Annotated in this window: 12 protein-coding genes and 2 pseudogenes; 4 read left to right on the forward strand and 10 right to left on the reverse strand. The window is 56.1% G+C overall.

The window, feature by feature from the left end:
* Nucleotides 1–7 precede the first annotated feature (7 nt).
* Both QN378_RS14135 and QN378_RS14140 read left to right on the forward strand, forming a co-directional pair.
* Entirely contained in the window at nucleotides 8–1246 is a 1239-nt protein-coding gene (locus QN378_RS14135) for an MFS transporter (RefSeq protein WP_323547076.1), read from the forward strand.
* A pseudogene (locus QN378_RS14140) lies at nucleotides 1200–1826 on the forward strand (GGDEF domain-containing protein); the annotation flags it as partial. The gene QN378_RS14135 and the pseudogene QN378_RS14140, both read left to right, overlap by 47 nt.
* Nucleotides 1827–1884: 58 nt before the next feature.
* Here QN378_RS14140 and QN378_RS14145 read toward each other — a convergent pair.
* The 8 genes and pseudogenes from QN378_RS14145 to QN378_RS14180 form a co-directional block, all read right to left on the reverse strand.
* A complete protein-coding gene (locus QN378_RS14145; protein WP_322205051.1) occupies nucleotides 1885–3153 on the reverse strand; it encodes an efflux RND transporter periplasmic adaptor subunit in 1269 nt (422 codons plus the stop codon).
* Nucleotides 3146–4525 carry a TolC family protein gene (locus tag QN378_RS14150; protein WP_322205052.1) on the reverse strand — a complete coding sequence of 460 codons (1380 nt, stop codon included), beginning with the start codon at nucleotides 4523–4525 and terminating at the stop codon, nucleotides 3146–3148. Before QN378_RS14150 ends, QN378_RS14145 begins: the two co-directional genes overlap by 8 nt.
* A gap of 199 nt (nucleotides 4526–4724) precedes the next feature.
* Nucleotides 4725–5432 (reverse strand): hypothetical protein, encoded by a 708-nt coding sequence (locus QN378_RS14155; RefSeq protein WP_322205053.1) that lies wholly within the window; start codon nucleotides 5430–5432, stop codon nucleotides 4725–4727.
* Between the two features lie 50 nt (nucleotides 5433–5482).
* On the reverse strand, nucleotides 5483–6691 hold the full coding sequence (locus QN378_RS14160) for an ABC transporter permease (protein ID WP_323547074.1): 1209 nt from the start codon (nucleotides 6689–6691) through the stop codon (nucleotides 5483–5485).
* Complete coding sequence (locus QN378_RS14165; protein WP_322205055.1) at nucleotides 6684–7403, reverse strand: ABC transporter ATP-binding protein; 720 nt, start codon at nucleotides 7401–7403, stop codon at nucleotides 6684–6686. The genes QN378_RS14160 and QN378_RS14165 overlap by 8 nt, the downstream gene beginning before the upstream one ends.
* A 105-nt stretch (nucleotides 7404–7508) precedes the next feature.
* A pseudogene (locus QN378_RS14170) lies at nucleotides 7509–7780 on the reverse strand (LuxR C-terminal-related transcriptional regulator).
* Between the two features lie 501 nt (nucleotides 7781–8281).
* Nucleotides 8282–9598 (reverse strand): MFS transporter, encoded by a 1317-nt coding sequence (locus tag QN378_RS14175; RefSeq protein ID WP_322205057.1) that lies wholly within the window; start codon nucleotides 9596–9598, stop codon nucleotides 8282–8284.
* Between the two features lie 377 nt (nucleotides 9599–9975).
* The gene (locus QN378_RS14180) at nucleotides 9976–10875 is read right to left on the reverse strand and encodes an NAD(P)-dependent oxidoreductase (RefSeq protein ID WP_322206915.1); all 900 of its coding nucleotides are present in this window, start codon (nucleotides 10873–10875) and stop codon (nucleotides 9976–9978) included.
* Nucleotides 10876–10964: 89 nt separating this feature from the next.
* Between QN378_RS14180 and QN378_RS14185 the strand changes: the two genes are divergently transcribed.
* Nucleotides 10965–11609: a LysE family translocator gene (locus QN378_RS14185; RefSeq protein WP_322205058.1), complete on the forward strand. Its 645-nt coding sequence runs from the start codon at nucleotides 10965–10967 to the stop codon at nucleotides 11607–11609.
* Nucleotides 11610–11739: 130 nt separating this feature from the next.
* Here the strand turns inward: QN378_RS14185 and QN378_RS14190 are convergent, their stop codons facing one another.
* Both QN378_RS14190 and QN378_RS14195 read right to left on the reverse strand, forming a co-directional pair.
* Nucleotides 11740–12921, reverse strand: coding sequence for a PQQ-dependent sugar dehydrogenase (locus tag QN378_RS14190; protein ID WP_322205059.1), 1182 nt, complete (start codon nucleotides 12919–12921; stop codon nucleotides 11740–11742).
* Between the two features lie 9 nt (nucleotides 12922–12930).
* Nucleotides 12931–13266 (reverse strand): hypothetical protein, encoded by a 336-nt coding sequence (locus tag QN378_RS14195; protein WP_407074052.1) that lies wholly within the window; start codon nucleotides 13264–13266, stop codon nucleotides 12931–12933.
* A gap of 375 nt (nucleotides 13267–13641) precedes the next feature.
* Here QN378_RS14195 and QN378_RS14200 point away from each other — a divergent pair, with 375 nt between their 5' ends.
* A complete protein-coding gene (locus tag QN378_RS14200; RefSeq protein ID WP_322205060.1) occupies nucleotides 13642–14478 on the forward strand; it encodes an AraC family transcriptional regulator in 837 nt (278 codons plus the stop codon).
* Nucleotides 14479–14486: the final 8 nt, after the last annotated feature.

Genomic DNA, 14486 nt, shown 5'->3' on the forward strand with positions numbered 1-14486 from the left:
GTGTGACATGTCTTCTTTGGATTCGACCGTTTCGCCCACTGCCTTGAACGCCGCGAGCGAGGGCAGCGGTTTGGCGATCCTTATCCTGGCGCTGGCCGGATTCGTCATTGTGACCACCGAATTTTTAATCATCGGTTTGTTGCCCGGTCTGGCCCGCGACCTGCAAATTTCCATCTCCACGGCGGGGCTGCTGGTCACCCTTTTTGCGTTCACGGTGATGCTGTGCGGGCCACCCCTAACCGCGATGCTGTCGCACCTTGACCGCAAACGCATGTTTGTAGCCATCTTGTTGATATTTGCTGCCTCCAGCGCATTGGCTGCGCTTTCAAGCAATATTTGGGTGCTGGCATTGGCGCGGTTCATTCCGGCGTTAGCGCTTCCAGTGTTTTGGGGCACGGCCAGTGAAACCGCTGGGATGTTGGCCGGCCCAGAGCACGCTGGGCGCGCGGTATCACGCATCTACCTGGGTATTTCAGCCGCCATGTTATTTGGCATTCCATTGGGCACCCTGTTTTCCGAAGCGGTAGGCTGGCGTGGAGCGTTCTGGGGCTTGGCCATCCTTTCACTGGTGATGGCGCTGTTGTTGTGGGCGTACATGCCTAAAACGGCATCGACGCAAAAAGTTCGGCTCGCGGAACAAGTCAAGATTCTGGCCGACCCAACGTTCATTGCCCATCTGCTGCTGTCGATTCTGTTGTTCACTTCAATGTTCACGGCCTACACGTACCTGGCCGACACCTTGGAACGCGTCGCCGGTGTCGCTTCTGCGCAAGTGGGCTGGTGGCTGATGGGCTTCGGCGCGGTCGGGTTGATCGGGAATTGGCTGGGAGGACATTTCGTGGATCGCAGTCCGCTAGGCTCGACCTTGGTGTTTGCGCTGTTATTGGGTTTGGGCATGAGCGCAACCGTTCCGGCAGCAGGTTCGTTACCTTTTCTGGGTGTGGTGTTGCTGGTGTGGGGTATAGCCCATACCGCGCTGTTTCCTATTTGCCAGATTCGCGTTATGAAAGCGGCGCCGCAGGCTCAGGCACTGGCAGGTACGCTGAACGTCTCAGCGGCGAATGCAGGTATCGGGCTTGGTTCGATCATCGGCGGTTTCACCATAGAGCAATGGGGGCTGGGCACGATCGGTTATGTCGCGACGGCTGTCGCGGTGTTAGCGCTGATCATGGTCTGGGTCACGTCGCGACTCAGCGAACCCACTCCTGTTGATTTACCCTTTGTTCGTGGGGCTAGCAGGTTATAAATTGGCGGTTAAGTTATCCGAGCATAAAAACCAGTTGGGCATACTAAGTCGCACCGACAGCCTCACCGGCCTGCTCAACCATGGCACTTGGAAAGATCTGTTGCAGCTTGAGTACGGCACCTGCCAGGCAATGAACCGCTCGACTACTATTGCGCTGATTGATATCGACCATTTCAAAACAATTAATGATACCCACGGCCATATTGTCGGCGACAACGTACTCAAACAACTCAGTACCGAACTGGTTAAAAACCTGCGCGACACTGACCTCGCCCGACGTTATGGCGGCGACGAGTTCTGCATCCTTTTGCCCGACACATCTCTCATCCAAGCCACGGAAATCCTTGAACGCTTGCGCCAAACCGTCAACCACCACCATGACCCACTCACCCCCAGCCTGACCATGAGCTTGAGTATCGGCATCGCCGCCTATAAGCCTCACTTCAGTGATGCCGGCGCATGGCTTAACGAAGCTGACAAAGCCCTGTACGCCGCAAAAAGTACCGGGCGCAACAAGATCAACCTCGCGCCGGTTGAATCGATTGTATTTACGTGTGCCCTCGGCACTGAAATAGGTTGATGCCGCATTCCCGGGACGGGTGCATCATTCCTCATATATCGAGCTCGGATTGACACACTCAATAGTGACTATCTGTTCGGATAAAACCGGGGAATAACCCGAACACTTCCACGCCGTCTGAAGTTGCCTGGCCTATGGACACATCAACCCGTCGAGTTTGTTTCTCGGGAGTGCGTCGGTAGTTGACGAAGTGCTGGCCGTTGTCTTCGCTGAGGGCGTCTGGGGGGACGACGATAGCGCTGGGGTTTTGGTAGGTGATGATCGACAATCGGGCGCTCATGCCCAAACGGATGCGTTGTTGCTGCGGCGCGTTCAGGGGAGGCAAGGCAACGGCGAGTTCGTAAGAGGCTCCACTACCTTGCAGCTCGGACTGCAACACTTGCGACCCAACCGAGGTAATCGTGCCGTTGAGAAGGATGCCTGCAAAGCCGTCTCCGACGATGTCCACCGGCTGGCCTTCGCGCAGTTGGTTAATATCGCCCTCATCGACCTTGGCCACCACTTGCAACCGTTCCAGGTTGGCCAGTGCGAACAGCGGCTGACCCGGACTCACGCGGGCGCCTTGTTGCACGGGGCGGGCGTTGGTTTCAGCATCGTTGCCGGGCACACGAACAATGATTCCGGCGAAGGGGGCGCTGACGTCCCGTTGTGCTTCCAATGCCAGCAACGCTTGATATTTTGCTGACGCATTGGCCAGTTGCATATCGGCGATCTGGCGATTCTCACCGAGGGCCTTTGCGCTCACATCCTTTAGCTCGGCGTGGGCCGCCTTCAGGTCCAGGCGCTGCGTCTGCGCCTGCTGGGTCAGGGCGTCGACTTCCATGCGCGGCACAATTCCGCGATCCAGCAGCACGCGGGTTTCTTTGAGTTTGCGTTCGGTGTCATCCAGGCTCAGTTGGCTGGTACTCACAGCCCTTCGCGCTCGCGCCATGTCCTGACCGTGAGCCCAATGCTGCAAATCCTGTACCGCTCGCCGGGCTTTGAGCTGCTCTGCCAGTGCGTCTCGCAATTGGATTTGCAACAGCGTGGTGTCGAGGCGCAGTAGCACCTGACCACGCTCGACACGCTGCCCCTCGACGACATTTTTCTCTGCCACGGTGCCGTCGAACGGTGCGGAAAGTGTCAGCAGCGACCCCGGCGCTATGCGCCCGACCATACCAATCCTTTGTACCAAAGGCGCTGTTGCAACGGGTAGCCAATGTCCTGTGTTTGCGGTCGCGGGTTGCGCACTTATGTACGCAAACAGGCCTAGGGCACTTATTAGCATGCTGCCAACAAGCCCTGCGGTTTTTAACGACCGATAGCGGTTAACGGGTCGATCAGTCATTCAGGGCTATCTCCCAGCTGTGCAACGTCATGCCCAGGCTTTCATCGAGCTGGGTTTGGGCGTTGAGGTAAGCAATTTGGGCGTTGAGCGTGGCGTTATCAGCCCGGCGCAAGTCCGCCTCGAAACTGAGCACCTGAAAGTTGCTGGAACGGCCGAGTTGCAGCTTGTCGCGCTCAATGTCCAGCTTGCGTTGCGAGAGTTGTCGAACCCGCTGGGCGATTTCGTATTGCCGCCATCGCGTGCTCATGTCGCGTATTCCGTTGCTGACGCTCTGCTCCAGCACTTGCCGAGCCTTGGCCCGCTCAATGGCGTGACTCTCCACCGCAACCTGCGCGGTCACCGCTCGCTGGCGGGCGGTCAGATCGCCGATGGGCATGCTCAACTGAATACCCGCGTAGCTGCGCCACGCCCTGTCAACATAGCGTTGCTTGGTACCTGGTCGATTACTTGACTGGCTCGCACCGCCGATTAGCGAAACGTCCCACAACCGTGAGTTCTGGGCGACGCGCAGGTTAATTTCGGCCTGCTCGCCGGCAATCATTAGTTGCAAGTACTTCGGTTGCTGGGCCTGCGCCACGCGCAGTGCCTGCTGTCGGTCCATCTCCAGGCGTTCGACCTTGAGCACTTCACTGGCTCTTAGCCGAGTGCCTTGGTCCAAGGCCAATAATTCCAGCAAAGCCAACCGACTTTGATCCAGTTGATTCGCGGTCTCTTCAACACCCAACTCTTGGCTGGCCAGATCCGCCTCGGTTTGCACACTTTCAAATTCGGCCATTCGCCCGGACGCAATCAGGGCCTTGTTAACCTCCAGCAATTGTCGAGAACGGGTCAAAGCAGTCTGGGCAATTCGCTGCTGTTCCTGGGCCTTCAATAACTCTCGGTAAGCCGAGACGATCTGGGTGACAGTTTGGGAAACCGTCGCTTTCAAAAGGAGCTGATTGTGCTGCTCGCTCAAGCGCGCCAAGCGAACAGGCGCGGTGACGATCTCGCGCCCCGCCCCCTTTAGCAGCGGTTGAACCACTTCGAATGCCAGGCCGTTATCCCGTTTCCGTCCATGTTGGTTGGCCTGATTGAAATGCTGAGTCCACGACAGACTGAACTGAGTTCCCCACTCATTGAGCAACTTCGCTGAGGGCGTCAGGCTGTAATCGCGATGACGATCCTCATGCCCACGGTTCGTCACGTATTTGCTGATGATCTCCGCTTGCGGTCTGAAAGCGTCTTGTACCACCCGCAGGTCGAATTTTTGAACCACACGCTGTAGATACGCGCTACGAATGCTGCGGTTATCGCGTAAACCCAGGTAAACAGCGTCTGCCAGAGTAAGGTCAACCGATAACGTGGACACTGATGCCGCGCTGACGAATGCCATACTTGGTTGCGCAGCGTGAACCTGGGTTGACCCGCTCACGCTATTGGGAGTCAATAAAGCCGCCAGTGAAACGACATGCACAAGGGCAGCAACAATCCACCAACGTTTGCACCCCAAAGCGCCATTAGTCTTGCACCGCTCACGCCGCCTCTGCCCATGCGAATTTATGAAAGGGAATCTTCCAGTCATTTGCAGGTTTTCATTTGCGCGCTCCCAGACTTGCCAACAGGCTTTCCGGCGTTTGCTCGGTGAAGATCACGCTCAGCGGCTTACTCAGTTTCAATGGACCGTAAAGCTTTTCTTCTCGGTCTAGATAGCTCTGCTGAACGTCGCGATACCCATCCTGATAAATGCTCTGTTCTATGGGCATCAATGCGTCAAAGTGTTCGAGCAAACCCCGAAATACCAATCGCCTTTCAACGGTGTGATAAGTGGTTGCGATCAATTTGATGAAATAGAGACTGTCCAGGGACCGAAGCGCCTCATTAGCCGCGTAACGCTCAGCAAGGTTAGAGCGACCTGAGTCGTCATAGACCAGGCAACACAACGCCTGCCTAGATAGGTCCGTGAACGGGTTTTCCGCGTAGGCCCTGCGATGATGCCTGGCCAGCGCAAATTCAACCGCTTGATCCGTCTGGGTCCGAGGCGTTGCGGGGTCAGGCTCGGGCAATGCCTGAATATAGGGGGCTTGGCGTCCCTGCTCGGCCACTTGGGTCGAGAATGCCGCGAACAGGCCTGCGGGACCGACAAGATCAGTGTGTAATTTGAGCCGTTGTTTTTTTGAAAGCAGTGCTTGTCGTGCAGCTAACTCCGAACAATCTAACGCCTCCCTTACTTCGGCAGTGCAGGGATGAATCTGCGGATGGGCGGCAACGCATACATCGGTATCGAACATTGAAACAGTCACGTGATTACTCCACTTTTTATTAACAAAGACTTCCAGGTCTTGTGTTTCGATTATTCATCCCGCAGCGCTACAACCGGTGATAACCGAGACGCTGAAATCGCGGGGTACAGTCCAAAAAACAAACCTGTGCATAGAGAGCTGCCCATGCCTAGTGGCAAAGACAACAATGAAAGGCTGAATGGCCAACCGGAAAACAGCGTAAAAACATAAGCCGCCGCCACGCCCAGCACCGCGCCGAGGATTGCCCCGGCGATAGACAGCGTGGTGGCTTCAAGCAGGAACAACGTGCGGATATCACGCGGGCGAGCCCCCAAGGCCATGCGCACTCCAATCTCGCGTCGCCGCTCGGAGACGTTCATCAGCATCACGTTCATCACCCCGACCCCGCCCACCAACAACGAGATACTTCCAAGCCCCGCCAGTAGCCAGGCGAAGGTCTCGGCCTGACGCCGAAGTCCCTCCAGCAGTTGTTGTGCAACTTGCACGTCCACCTGGCGACCGCCGAGCTGCGCGCTCAAAAGGGCCTTTAGCGCCTGGGCCGTAGTGTCTAAATCGATGTCAGGCTTGACCTTGGCCACGAGGTTGCCGATCTCGGCCGATGGCCTGAGACGCTGCATACCTTCAATGGGAATGAAAATGGACTCATCCGCAAGGATGGGCATCAGCGGGTTAGCCGTTTGGCTGCGGGCGATACCGATGACTTGATAAAGGTAATGGTCTATTTGCAGCGCGTCTCCCAGCTGCAACGGTTGGCCCTGGGCACGTAAATCTTCAGCAACCCGCGCCCCGACCACGACAAAGGTGCTGCGCTGATCGAAGGCTGAAATGAAACGCCCAACCTGCAATTCCAAACCCAGGATCTCGGCCAGCCCAGCAGTGGTCCCCACCAGACTCGCATCCAAATGCGCCGCGTCTCGCTTAATACGCACTGAATGTTGAATGATCGGTGCAACTTGGGAAATGCCTAGCACGTCCTGACGAATCCGCTGGGTATCCAGGGTTGGCGCAAGCAAGGGCTTCTTTTGCGCGGAAAATGGAAAGGTGACGACCAGCGTGTCGGTGCCCATGTCGTTGAACGTGCGCAAGGCGTCTTCGGCAGCATTGCGGCCGATGTTAAGCAATGCGATAACCGAGGCGCTACCCACTACGATGCCCAGCAGGGCGAGTAACGACCGTCGCCCAAGGGAGCGCAGACTGTCGATGCACTCAGCGAAGGCCTGTCGCCATGAGGTCGAGGAATGCGCTTCAAGATTAACCATGGGCACCATCCTCGTGCAGCTCGCCGTCGATCACTTGAATTCTTCGATCAAATGGTTTGGCCAGTTCAATGTCGTGGGTCACCATAACCAGCGTCACCCCATGCTCGCGATTGAGCCCCAGCAGCAACGCCATGATGTCTTTCGCGGTTTGGCTGTCCAAATTGCCGGTGGGCTCATCGGCCAACACTAAAGCTGGACGGCCCACCAAAGCACGGGCAATCGCAACCCGCTGACGCTGACCCCCGGACAAATCAGCGGGTTTACAGTCCACTCGGTCGGCAAGACCGACCAAGGCCAATTGTTCCCGCGCCAATAACCGGGCTTCACGACGCGGCAGACCGCGATAGCTCAGCGGCAACGCAACGTTATCGATAACGCTGAGCCGGGGTAGCAAATTGAAGGCCTGGAACACAAACCCTATCTCGCGATTTCGCAGGTAAGCCAGACGGTCAGCATCCGCGCTTTGAACGCACAACCCTGTGAAGGTCAACGCTCCGCAAGTAGGTTGTTCGAGTAATCCCAAGATATTCAAGAGTGTACTTTTACCCGATCCCGATGCCCCGACCAGCGCACACGTATGTCCACGCTTTATGACGAGATTAACGTTATTGAGTACTGTAACAACTTCCTGAGCTCGTCGATAACAGTGACTTACGCCGAATAACGAGAGCAACTCTGGCGTCTCCTTTGGAACGGCTTTTTGTATTAACATACTGTGCGAATTCACCAACCCAAGCCTACCCGCTCGCTAAGAATTAACTATGGATACTGAGTTTACCGCCGGCTGTCACCCATCAAAACTTAACCTTCCAAGGCACTAAATACATGACTGTCCCTGATAATAGGAGCAACGCGACTTTAGGCACAATCCTACAGATGTAGGGGGTATTACAATCAGCGCGACTTTTGTTTGCTCATATATTGGGCCATGAGTGCAGCGCGGGTTTTTGCTCCATTCTTTTTTAACAGCGAAGACACATGATCCCGGGCCGTGTAGTCACTAATACTGAGGGTTTCAGCGATTTGTTTGTTTGTTTTTCCGCACAACAACAGTGCCAGCACTTCGCGCTCTCGGCGTGTTAATCGCATAGCTCCATCCTTAATATGATCGATGTCCTACTTCCGTGTAGGAATTCTCTTACATGCCACACTTTTGCCGCTCAAACAGTAAATCGGCAACCACCTCATTTTATTTAGGCGAGAAATAATAATTATTCACCGGCAGATCATCGCGACCGAATACTTGAAACTGTTCTTACGCGACAACAGGCTTATGGTCAGAGCCGGACACCTTTTGCTGAAGAAACTTCCTACAATAAAATATCTTCGCTCTGTAAGCATTAAGAAAGAGCACCTACATGGCACCCACGTTGATGATGACTTTTTGCAGCGGCACCGATAAGCAGCCTTTAACCACTAGTTGTATAGACAGGCGGCACAATAAACTTCGCGAATGAGAATTACAATCATCTGTTACAAATAACGCGGCATCCCGTTCACGCCGTAACGTGTCTAAAAAAAGACTTGCACGCTGTCTATGACTAGCACCCTGTCCGGGCGACAAGCATAGGCCTTGGATTAGGCCGTCGATCAGCGAGGTGAACCGGCTGCCGCATCATCAACCTCCAGTGCCCGACGCAGGCCAAAGAAGCCAGCGGTCGCTAAACCAACTGCGCCCATGACCGCGCTATAGCCAACGCACACCCAAGGGCTCCACGGCATCAATGCAATCAACATCAACGGTGTGGTGCTGGCCCACAACGCATAAGCGATGTTGTAAGTGAAGGAAATACCGGAGACGCGAATGTGCGCCGGGAACAACCCAACCATCACGGATGGCACAACGCCCACTATGCCGCAGGCTAAACCGGCAATTGCATACGCCAGACCTACAGGCAGCCAGTTACCGACCAGGCTGGTGTACAAAACGCCGATGCCGAAGGGCAGCAACAGGCTATAGACGATAACGCTGCACCATGCGCCCAAGCGATCTACCAGCAGACCAGCTAGCACACAACCGATGTTGAGAAACACGATGCCCACAGCACTTAGCGCAAAGGTGTGGCTGGCACTCATGCCAAAGCGTTGCTGCATTACAGTGGGCGTAATCACCACTAACACCACAACCGCCGAGGTCAGTACGCAGGTCAGCAACACCGCTGGCAACAGCGCTTGACGGTGCTCGCGAAGTACGGCGCGCAGGGGAAATTCTCCCAGCGCTTCTCGCTGAGCCTGTAAAGCCATGAACACCGGGGTCTCGCTTAGCCAACGACGCAACCAAACACCGACTACCCCAAATATGCCGCCCAGCAAAAATGGAATGCGCCAGGCGAAATCGAGAATCTCGGCTTGGCTGTAAGCCCGCGCCAACCAGGTCGCGACCAGCGCACCCAGTAAGTAGCCGAAGGTCAGACCTGCTTGCAAGACACCCAGCGCATAACCACGGTGGCCAGTTGGCGCGTGTTCAGCAACAAATACCCAAGCGCTAGGTACTTCGCCACCCACGGCTGCTCCCTGCAAGATACGAAACGCCAGCAAGATTAGCGGCGCCCAATAGCCAATCTGCGCATAGGTCGGCATGAGCCCAATCAATAGGCACGGCAGTGCCATCAACAGAATGCTCAAGCTGAATATTCGCTTGCGACCCAGGCGGTCCGCGAAGTGCGCCATCAGGATACCGCCCAATGGCCGCGCCAGATAACCGGTGACAAATATCCCGAAACTTTGCAGCAGACGCAGCCATTGCGGCATTTGCGGAGGGAAAAACAACTGACTCAGAGTCAGCGCGAAGAAGACAAAAATGATGAAGTCATAGATTTCCAACGCGCCGCCGAGCGCCGCCAAGCCCAGGGTTTTGTAGTCAGCCCTGGACAGCGACTGGGTGCGAGGTTGCTCAATAGCTGTCATGAAAAATCCGAAACAGGGGTACTTGAAACTGTCACAGGCATTGGCATGGGCACCCGGACGCAGACGCCCAGCATACCAAAAGCACAATGCCCGCAAAGCAAGCAGCGGCTAAACCCTTGGCTTCGAGGGAAGTTCTCTGATTAGTGCCTAAGTGGACTGCCTGCGATTGCGCCGCTACCCATCGACCCTCTGAGCCGCCGTTATCGGCCTTTTTATCTTTATTGCACAGTCGTGACAGCGACGACTGTGGCTGGGTCGGCATGATCGGGTTTTCCCATCGGGTGTGTCTTCGAGGTCAGCAATGGCCGAGGAAAGTCTGCGACTTCGTTTTAGCCCAGTGAGGCGCACCTGATAGGCGGCACGCCTTGGGCCCGTGATCAATTGCGTTTAGCGCGACGCTCGGCAACCTGCCCCAACACGGCGAGGTCCATGTGGCCTTCGTCGTGGGCCTGAGCATCCAGCAGGCTTTCGTGGACCAACTCGGCCATGGGCAGTGCAACTGAAACCCGCTCTGCCGCCGCCAATGCCAGCCCGACATCCTTGAGGCCCAGCGACGCTTTAAAGGCGGCGGGTTCATAGCGACGTTCAGCGATCAACGCGCCGTAGCCTTGATAGACCGGGCCGGGAAAAATGCTGCTGGAAATCAGCTCGATCAGCTTTGCCGACTCAATCCCGTATGCGCCCACCAACACCGCCGCTTCACCCATGGACTCGATGGCCGAGGCCAGCATGAAATTGACCGCGAGTTTCATCACATTCGCGCTGGCGGCTTTTTCGCCAAGCGCCCAGGTTTTGCGACCGATCAGGGCGAGCAGCGGTTGTACTTGCTCAATGGCCGACGCGGGGCCCGCCGCCAAAATATTCAGGTTGGCGCTGGCAGCTACATCTGGACGACCCATCACCGGCGCGGCGATATAGGCCACACCTTGGGCCTGGTGCAAAGTCGCCAGCTCTTCGGCAAACGCCACGGCAATGGTGGCCATATTGACGTGAATCAACGGCGCCTTGAGGCTTTTTAGCAGGCCGGAATCCAGCAATACCTCGCGTACGGCCTGGTCGTCTGCGAGCATGCTGAACACGATGTCTACCTCAAACGCCTGTCGCGGCTGACTCGCCGCTTTGGCCCCAAGCTCAACCAACTTTTGTACCGGCGCGGGTGAGCGGTTCCAAACCCATAGTTCGTGACCGCCTTTCAACAGATTGCTGGCCATGGCTTGGCCCATGTTGCCGAGTCCGACAAATCCAATTTTCATGTGTCTGCTCTCCGGTTGAAGAATAAAGTTCTAGTGCGACTAAAAAAATGCGACGAGGGTTGGACACTGGCGCGTAGATTAAACTCCCTGGCGACTTTTCAAGGAATATCGGAATGACCCCTTCCCTGCTGCTAGCTGTTCTTGCCTCCGGCTTCATATACGGCATCACACCCGGTCCAGGAGTATTGGCGGTGTTCGGCATTGGCGCCGCGCAAGGACGACGCGCCGGAGCGGCCTTTCTCAGCGGGCACTTGCTGGGCGATGTGGTCTGGTGCAGCACCGCTTTGGTTGCGATTGTCGGCGCCAAGGTTATCGGCAGTACCGCGTTCGACGTGCTTGGGATACTGAGCGGCATGTACCTGTTCTGGCTCGGCCTTCGTGCCCTTCGTGCCAAACGCAGTCAAAACCATCAGCCTCAAGCCGTGGCGCGTCAGCCGTTCTGGCATGGCGTAACCTTTGGCCTGACCAACCCCAAAGCGTATCCCGTCGCGGTGGCGACCTTTACTGCGTTGATTTCCAGCCGGGCCGAACTGCTGGACTGGTCGATGCTTCCGGGGATGATTCTGCTCAGTTTTGTAGGGGGAATTGCAGCGTACGCCATAGTCGTGGCCATCGTCGGTGCGCGGCATGTGCGAGCCGTGTATGTGCGCCATGAACTAGTAATTACCCGCGTTTGCGGCGTGATGTTCATTGGCTTCGCAATAAATGCGCTGGCGCATTCGGTGCCCGGTTTGCTGTCACGTTTCTCAACCCGATAAATTAAGCATGAGTTAAGCGAAAGAGATCAGTTTGGCTGTCGGAAAAAAATGCCTTCGCAGGCAAGCCTACCCCCGCAGGATTATAGGAGTTGGTTTGCCGATTAAAGTGTCTGTACAGCCAACTCACTGGTTAATCCAATCCAACCTTCAACAGTTCCCCATTCTGCTCGTCCGTCAGCACATACAAGTACCCATCCGGGCTCATCCTCACGTCGCGGATCCGCGCTTTTAATTCGCCTAACAATCGCTCTTCATGAACGATCCTGTCGCCAACGAATTGCAGGCGTATCAGTTCACGCGCCGCTAATGCGCCGATAAACAGGTTGTGATCCCAAGGCTTGAAATGATCCGAATCATAGAATGCCATGCCGCTGATAGCTGGGGATTTCTCCCAAACGTGCCTGGGCGCAACCGTACCCTCTGCTGTTTTACCCTTGGCCTGCGAGATGGGTAAACCGGAGTAATCCACGCCGTCGGTTGCGATAGGCCATCCGTAGTTTTTCCCGGCCTCGATTACATTGACTTCATCCCCACCTTTAGGCCCGTGCTCGTGGGTCCAGAGGGTACCGGTCCATGGGTTCAGTGCCGCGCCCTGTGGATTGCGGTGGCCGTAGGACCAAATTTCAGGCCGAACACCGGCTTGGCCTACGAACGGATTATCGTCCGGCACTCGACCATCCGGAAAAATCCTTACGACCTTGCCTTGCAGCTTGTCCAAGTCCTGAGCCGTTGGGCGGTTGTTATTTTCACCCAAGGTAACGAACAGGTAGCCGTCACGGTCGAAGACCATCCGAGAGCCGAAATGATTGCCTGTGGATAACTTCGGCTCCTGACGAAAGATCACCTTGAAATTCTCAAGCGACGTCATGTCCTGAGAGAGTCGACCACGGCCCACCGCAGTACCAGCTGTTCCCCCTTCGCCACCGCCTTCGGCGTACGACAAATAAACCAGTCGGTCATTGATGAAGTCCGGGGACACCACCACATCAAGCAATCCGCCCTGACCTTGAGCCCAGACTTTGGGCACGCCAGACAGCGGGGGCGAAAGCTTGCCGTCAACTGACACGATTCGCAGATTGCCTGGGCGTTCGGTGACCAAGATCCCTTGGCGGTTTGGCAAGAATGCAAGCGCCCACGGATGGTCTAGGCCCTTGGCTATTTGATCAACAGTGACCGTACCTAACTCGCTGTCAAACGTTTGAATCGGCCCAGCCGAAGCGGTGAGTGTTAACCCTAGCAACGTGCTGGCACAGACGGTGGCGAACAGGGTTTTACGCAATGAAAAAACAGTCGGAAGAACAATACGCAACATGAGCGATTCCTATCTATTCAGGTCTCTGCTTGGGGGGCTCGAAGGCGCCCCGGAAGGTAGCTGGCGAGATTGAGCGCCGTTGCCGATGCCGCCATTTTCAAGGGTTGGCGGCCGAGGGTTAGTCTGCGGGCTGATGCGATTCGACGGAATACTCGACGTAGTGCCCTGTCGACTATTAGGGTTGGCGCGGCGAATGGGGCTGTTGTACGGATTATTGTTGAACGTGCTGTTGCGGTTGGCCCCACCGGCTGGGGTATTTGCGCCAGCCTGAGCTAAACCGACCATGCCCATTCCTAACACCGCGCTGAGCGCAAACCTTGCAATACACCGCTTGAAACTCTCCATCACCTACCTTCTGTTCGAAATGGTAACGACAGAGGTTTGATAACAATTGTCGCGCTAAGTTGCGGCGCTAAGCCATCAACGTTGAGAATGAGCCTGGAAGGCAAACCCAGCCTAGTCCCGCCTGCACCGCAGCGCATTGCTTCACGACCACCCCGTGTTAATTTTTGCCCCGTTGGTGACGAACTCTCGCCACCGCCTCTATTAATTTGAAACACGTGTGCCGTTGTTAAGGCACTCTTTGTCGGTAAGTGCACAATTGTTCCAGACACGCTATTCGGCTACGCGGTAGGTTGTTGCAGGTACGTCCAAACGACGAGTAAAAACAGTTCGGATTGTGTGAGTTGGGCCCGACCCAAAACAGGAGAGATGGCACCCATGACACCGCGTAACTGGATCGATTTGAAGCAGGACGCGGAGTCCGGAATCGAGACTATTCGCGCTCACTTCGAGGGCCACGCCTACGATCCCCATTGGCATGACAGTTATCTGGTCGGTGTTACCGAACAAGGCGTCCAGCAATTCAACTGCCGACGGCAACGGCATCTGAGTACGCCGGGGCGAGTTTTTTTGCTGGAGCCGGGGGAAGTTCACGACGGCGATGCCCCTGCACCGGAAGGTTTCACCTACCGAACCTTATACCTTGACCCGCAATGGCTCGACCGTGAACTGCGCTCGCTGTTCGATGACACGCCTGAACACACCCAGCTAAGCTTCGCCGCCACGTTAGCGGACGATCCGCGTCTGGCTCTTGCCACCGCCAATGCATTCCAAGCCTTACACGGCCAAGAAATACGCATCGTGCGCCAGGCGGGGCTCGATACCCTGCTCGCGAGTCTCACGCACCATTTGCGCTGGCGCACGCAATTGTCCCTCGATCCGCGCCTACCACTAGTAGCCCACAAAGCCCGGGATTACCTGCACAGCCATATGAACCAAGACGTCGGCCTCGACGACTTGGCTCGCGTGGCCGGAGTAGACCGCTTTCGCCTCACCCGCGCGTTTAAGGCAGCGTTCGGATTAGCGCCTCACGCCTACCTGATCCAGCTGCGTCTAGCCAAAGCTCGGCGCCTGTTGGCAGCCGGACAAGCACCGGCCGAGGTTGCCGCAGCCTTGGGATTTGCGGATCAAAGTCACCTTGGTCGCTGGTTTCAGCGGGTCTACCGCATGACTCCGGCCGACTACCGTAAACGTTGCTCAAATCTTCCAGACTGAGGCTTTTA

Source organism: Pseudomonas sp. 10S5 (genome assembly GCF_035019745.1).
GTDB lineage: Bacteria > Pseudomonadota > Gammaproteobacteria > Pseudomonadales > Pseudomonadaceae > Aquipseudomonas.

Bases quoted from the DNA above. Each gene is read 5' to 3' on its own strand.
- QN378_RS14175 (WP_322205057.1), bottom strand. From the start codon at position 9,598: ATGACAGCTATTGAGCAACCTCGCACCCAGTCGCTGTCCAGGGCTGAC.
- QN378_RS14145 (WP_322205051.1), bottom strand. From the start codon at position 3,153: ATGACTGATCGACCCGTTAACCGCTATCGGTCGTTAAAAACCGCAGGG.
- QN378_RS14185 (WP_322205058.1), top strand. From the start codon at position 10,965: ATGACCCCTTCCCTGCTGCTAGCTGTTCTTGCCTCCGGCTTCATATAC.
- QN378_RS14150 (WP_322205052.1), bottom strand. From the start codon at position 4,525: ATGGCATTCGTCAGCGCGGCATCAGTGTCCACGTTATCGGTTGACCTT.
- QN378_RS14165 (WP_322205055.1), bottom strand. From the start codon at position 7,403: ATGTTAATACAAAAAGCCGTTCCAAAGGAGACGCCAGAGTTGCTCTCG.
- QN378_RS14160 (WP_323547074.1), bottom strand. From the start codon at position 6,691: ATGGTTAATCTTGAAGCGCATTCCTCGACCTCATGGCGACAGGCCTTC.
- QN378_RS14190 (WP_322205059.1), bottom strand. From the start codon at position 12,921: ATGTTGCGTATTGTTCTTCCGACTGTTTTTTCATTGCGTAAAACCCTG.
- QN378_RS14200 (WP_322205060.1), top strand. From the start codon at position 13,642: ATGACACCGCGTAACTGGATCGATTTGAAGCAGGACGCGGAGTCCGGA.
- QN378_RS14135 (WP_323547076.1), top strand. From the start codon at position 8: ATGTCTTCTTTGGATTCGACCGTTTCGCCCACTGCCTTGAACGCCGCG.
- QN378_RS14195 (WP_407074052.1), bottom strand. From the start codon at position 13,266: ATGGAGAGTTTCAAGCGGTGTATTGCAAGGTTTGCGCTCAGCGCGGTG.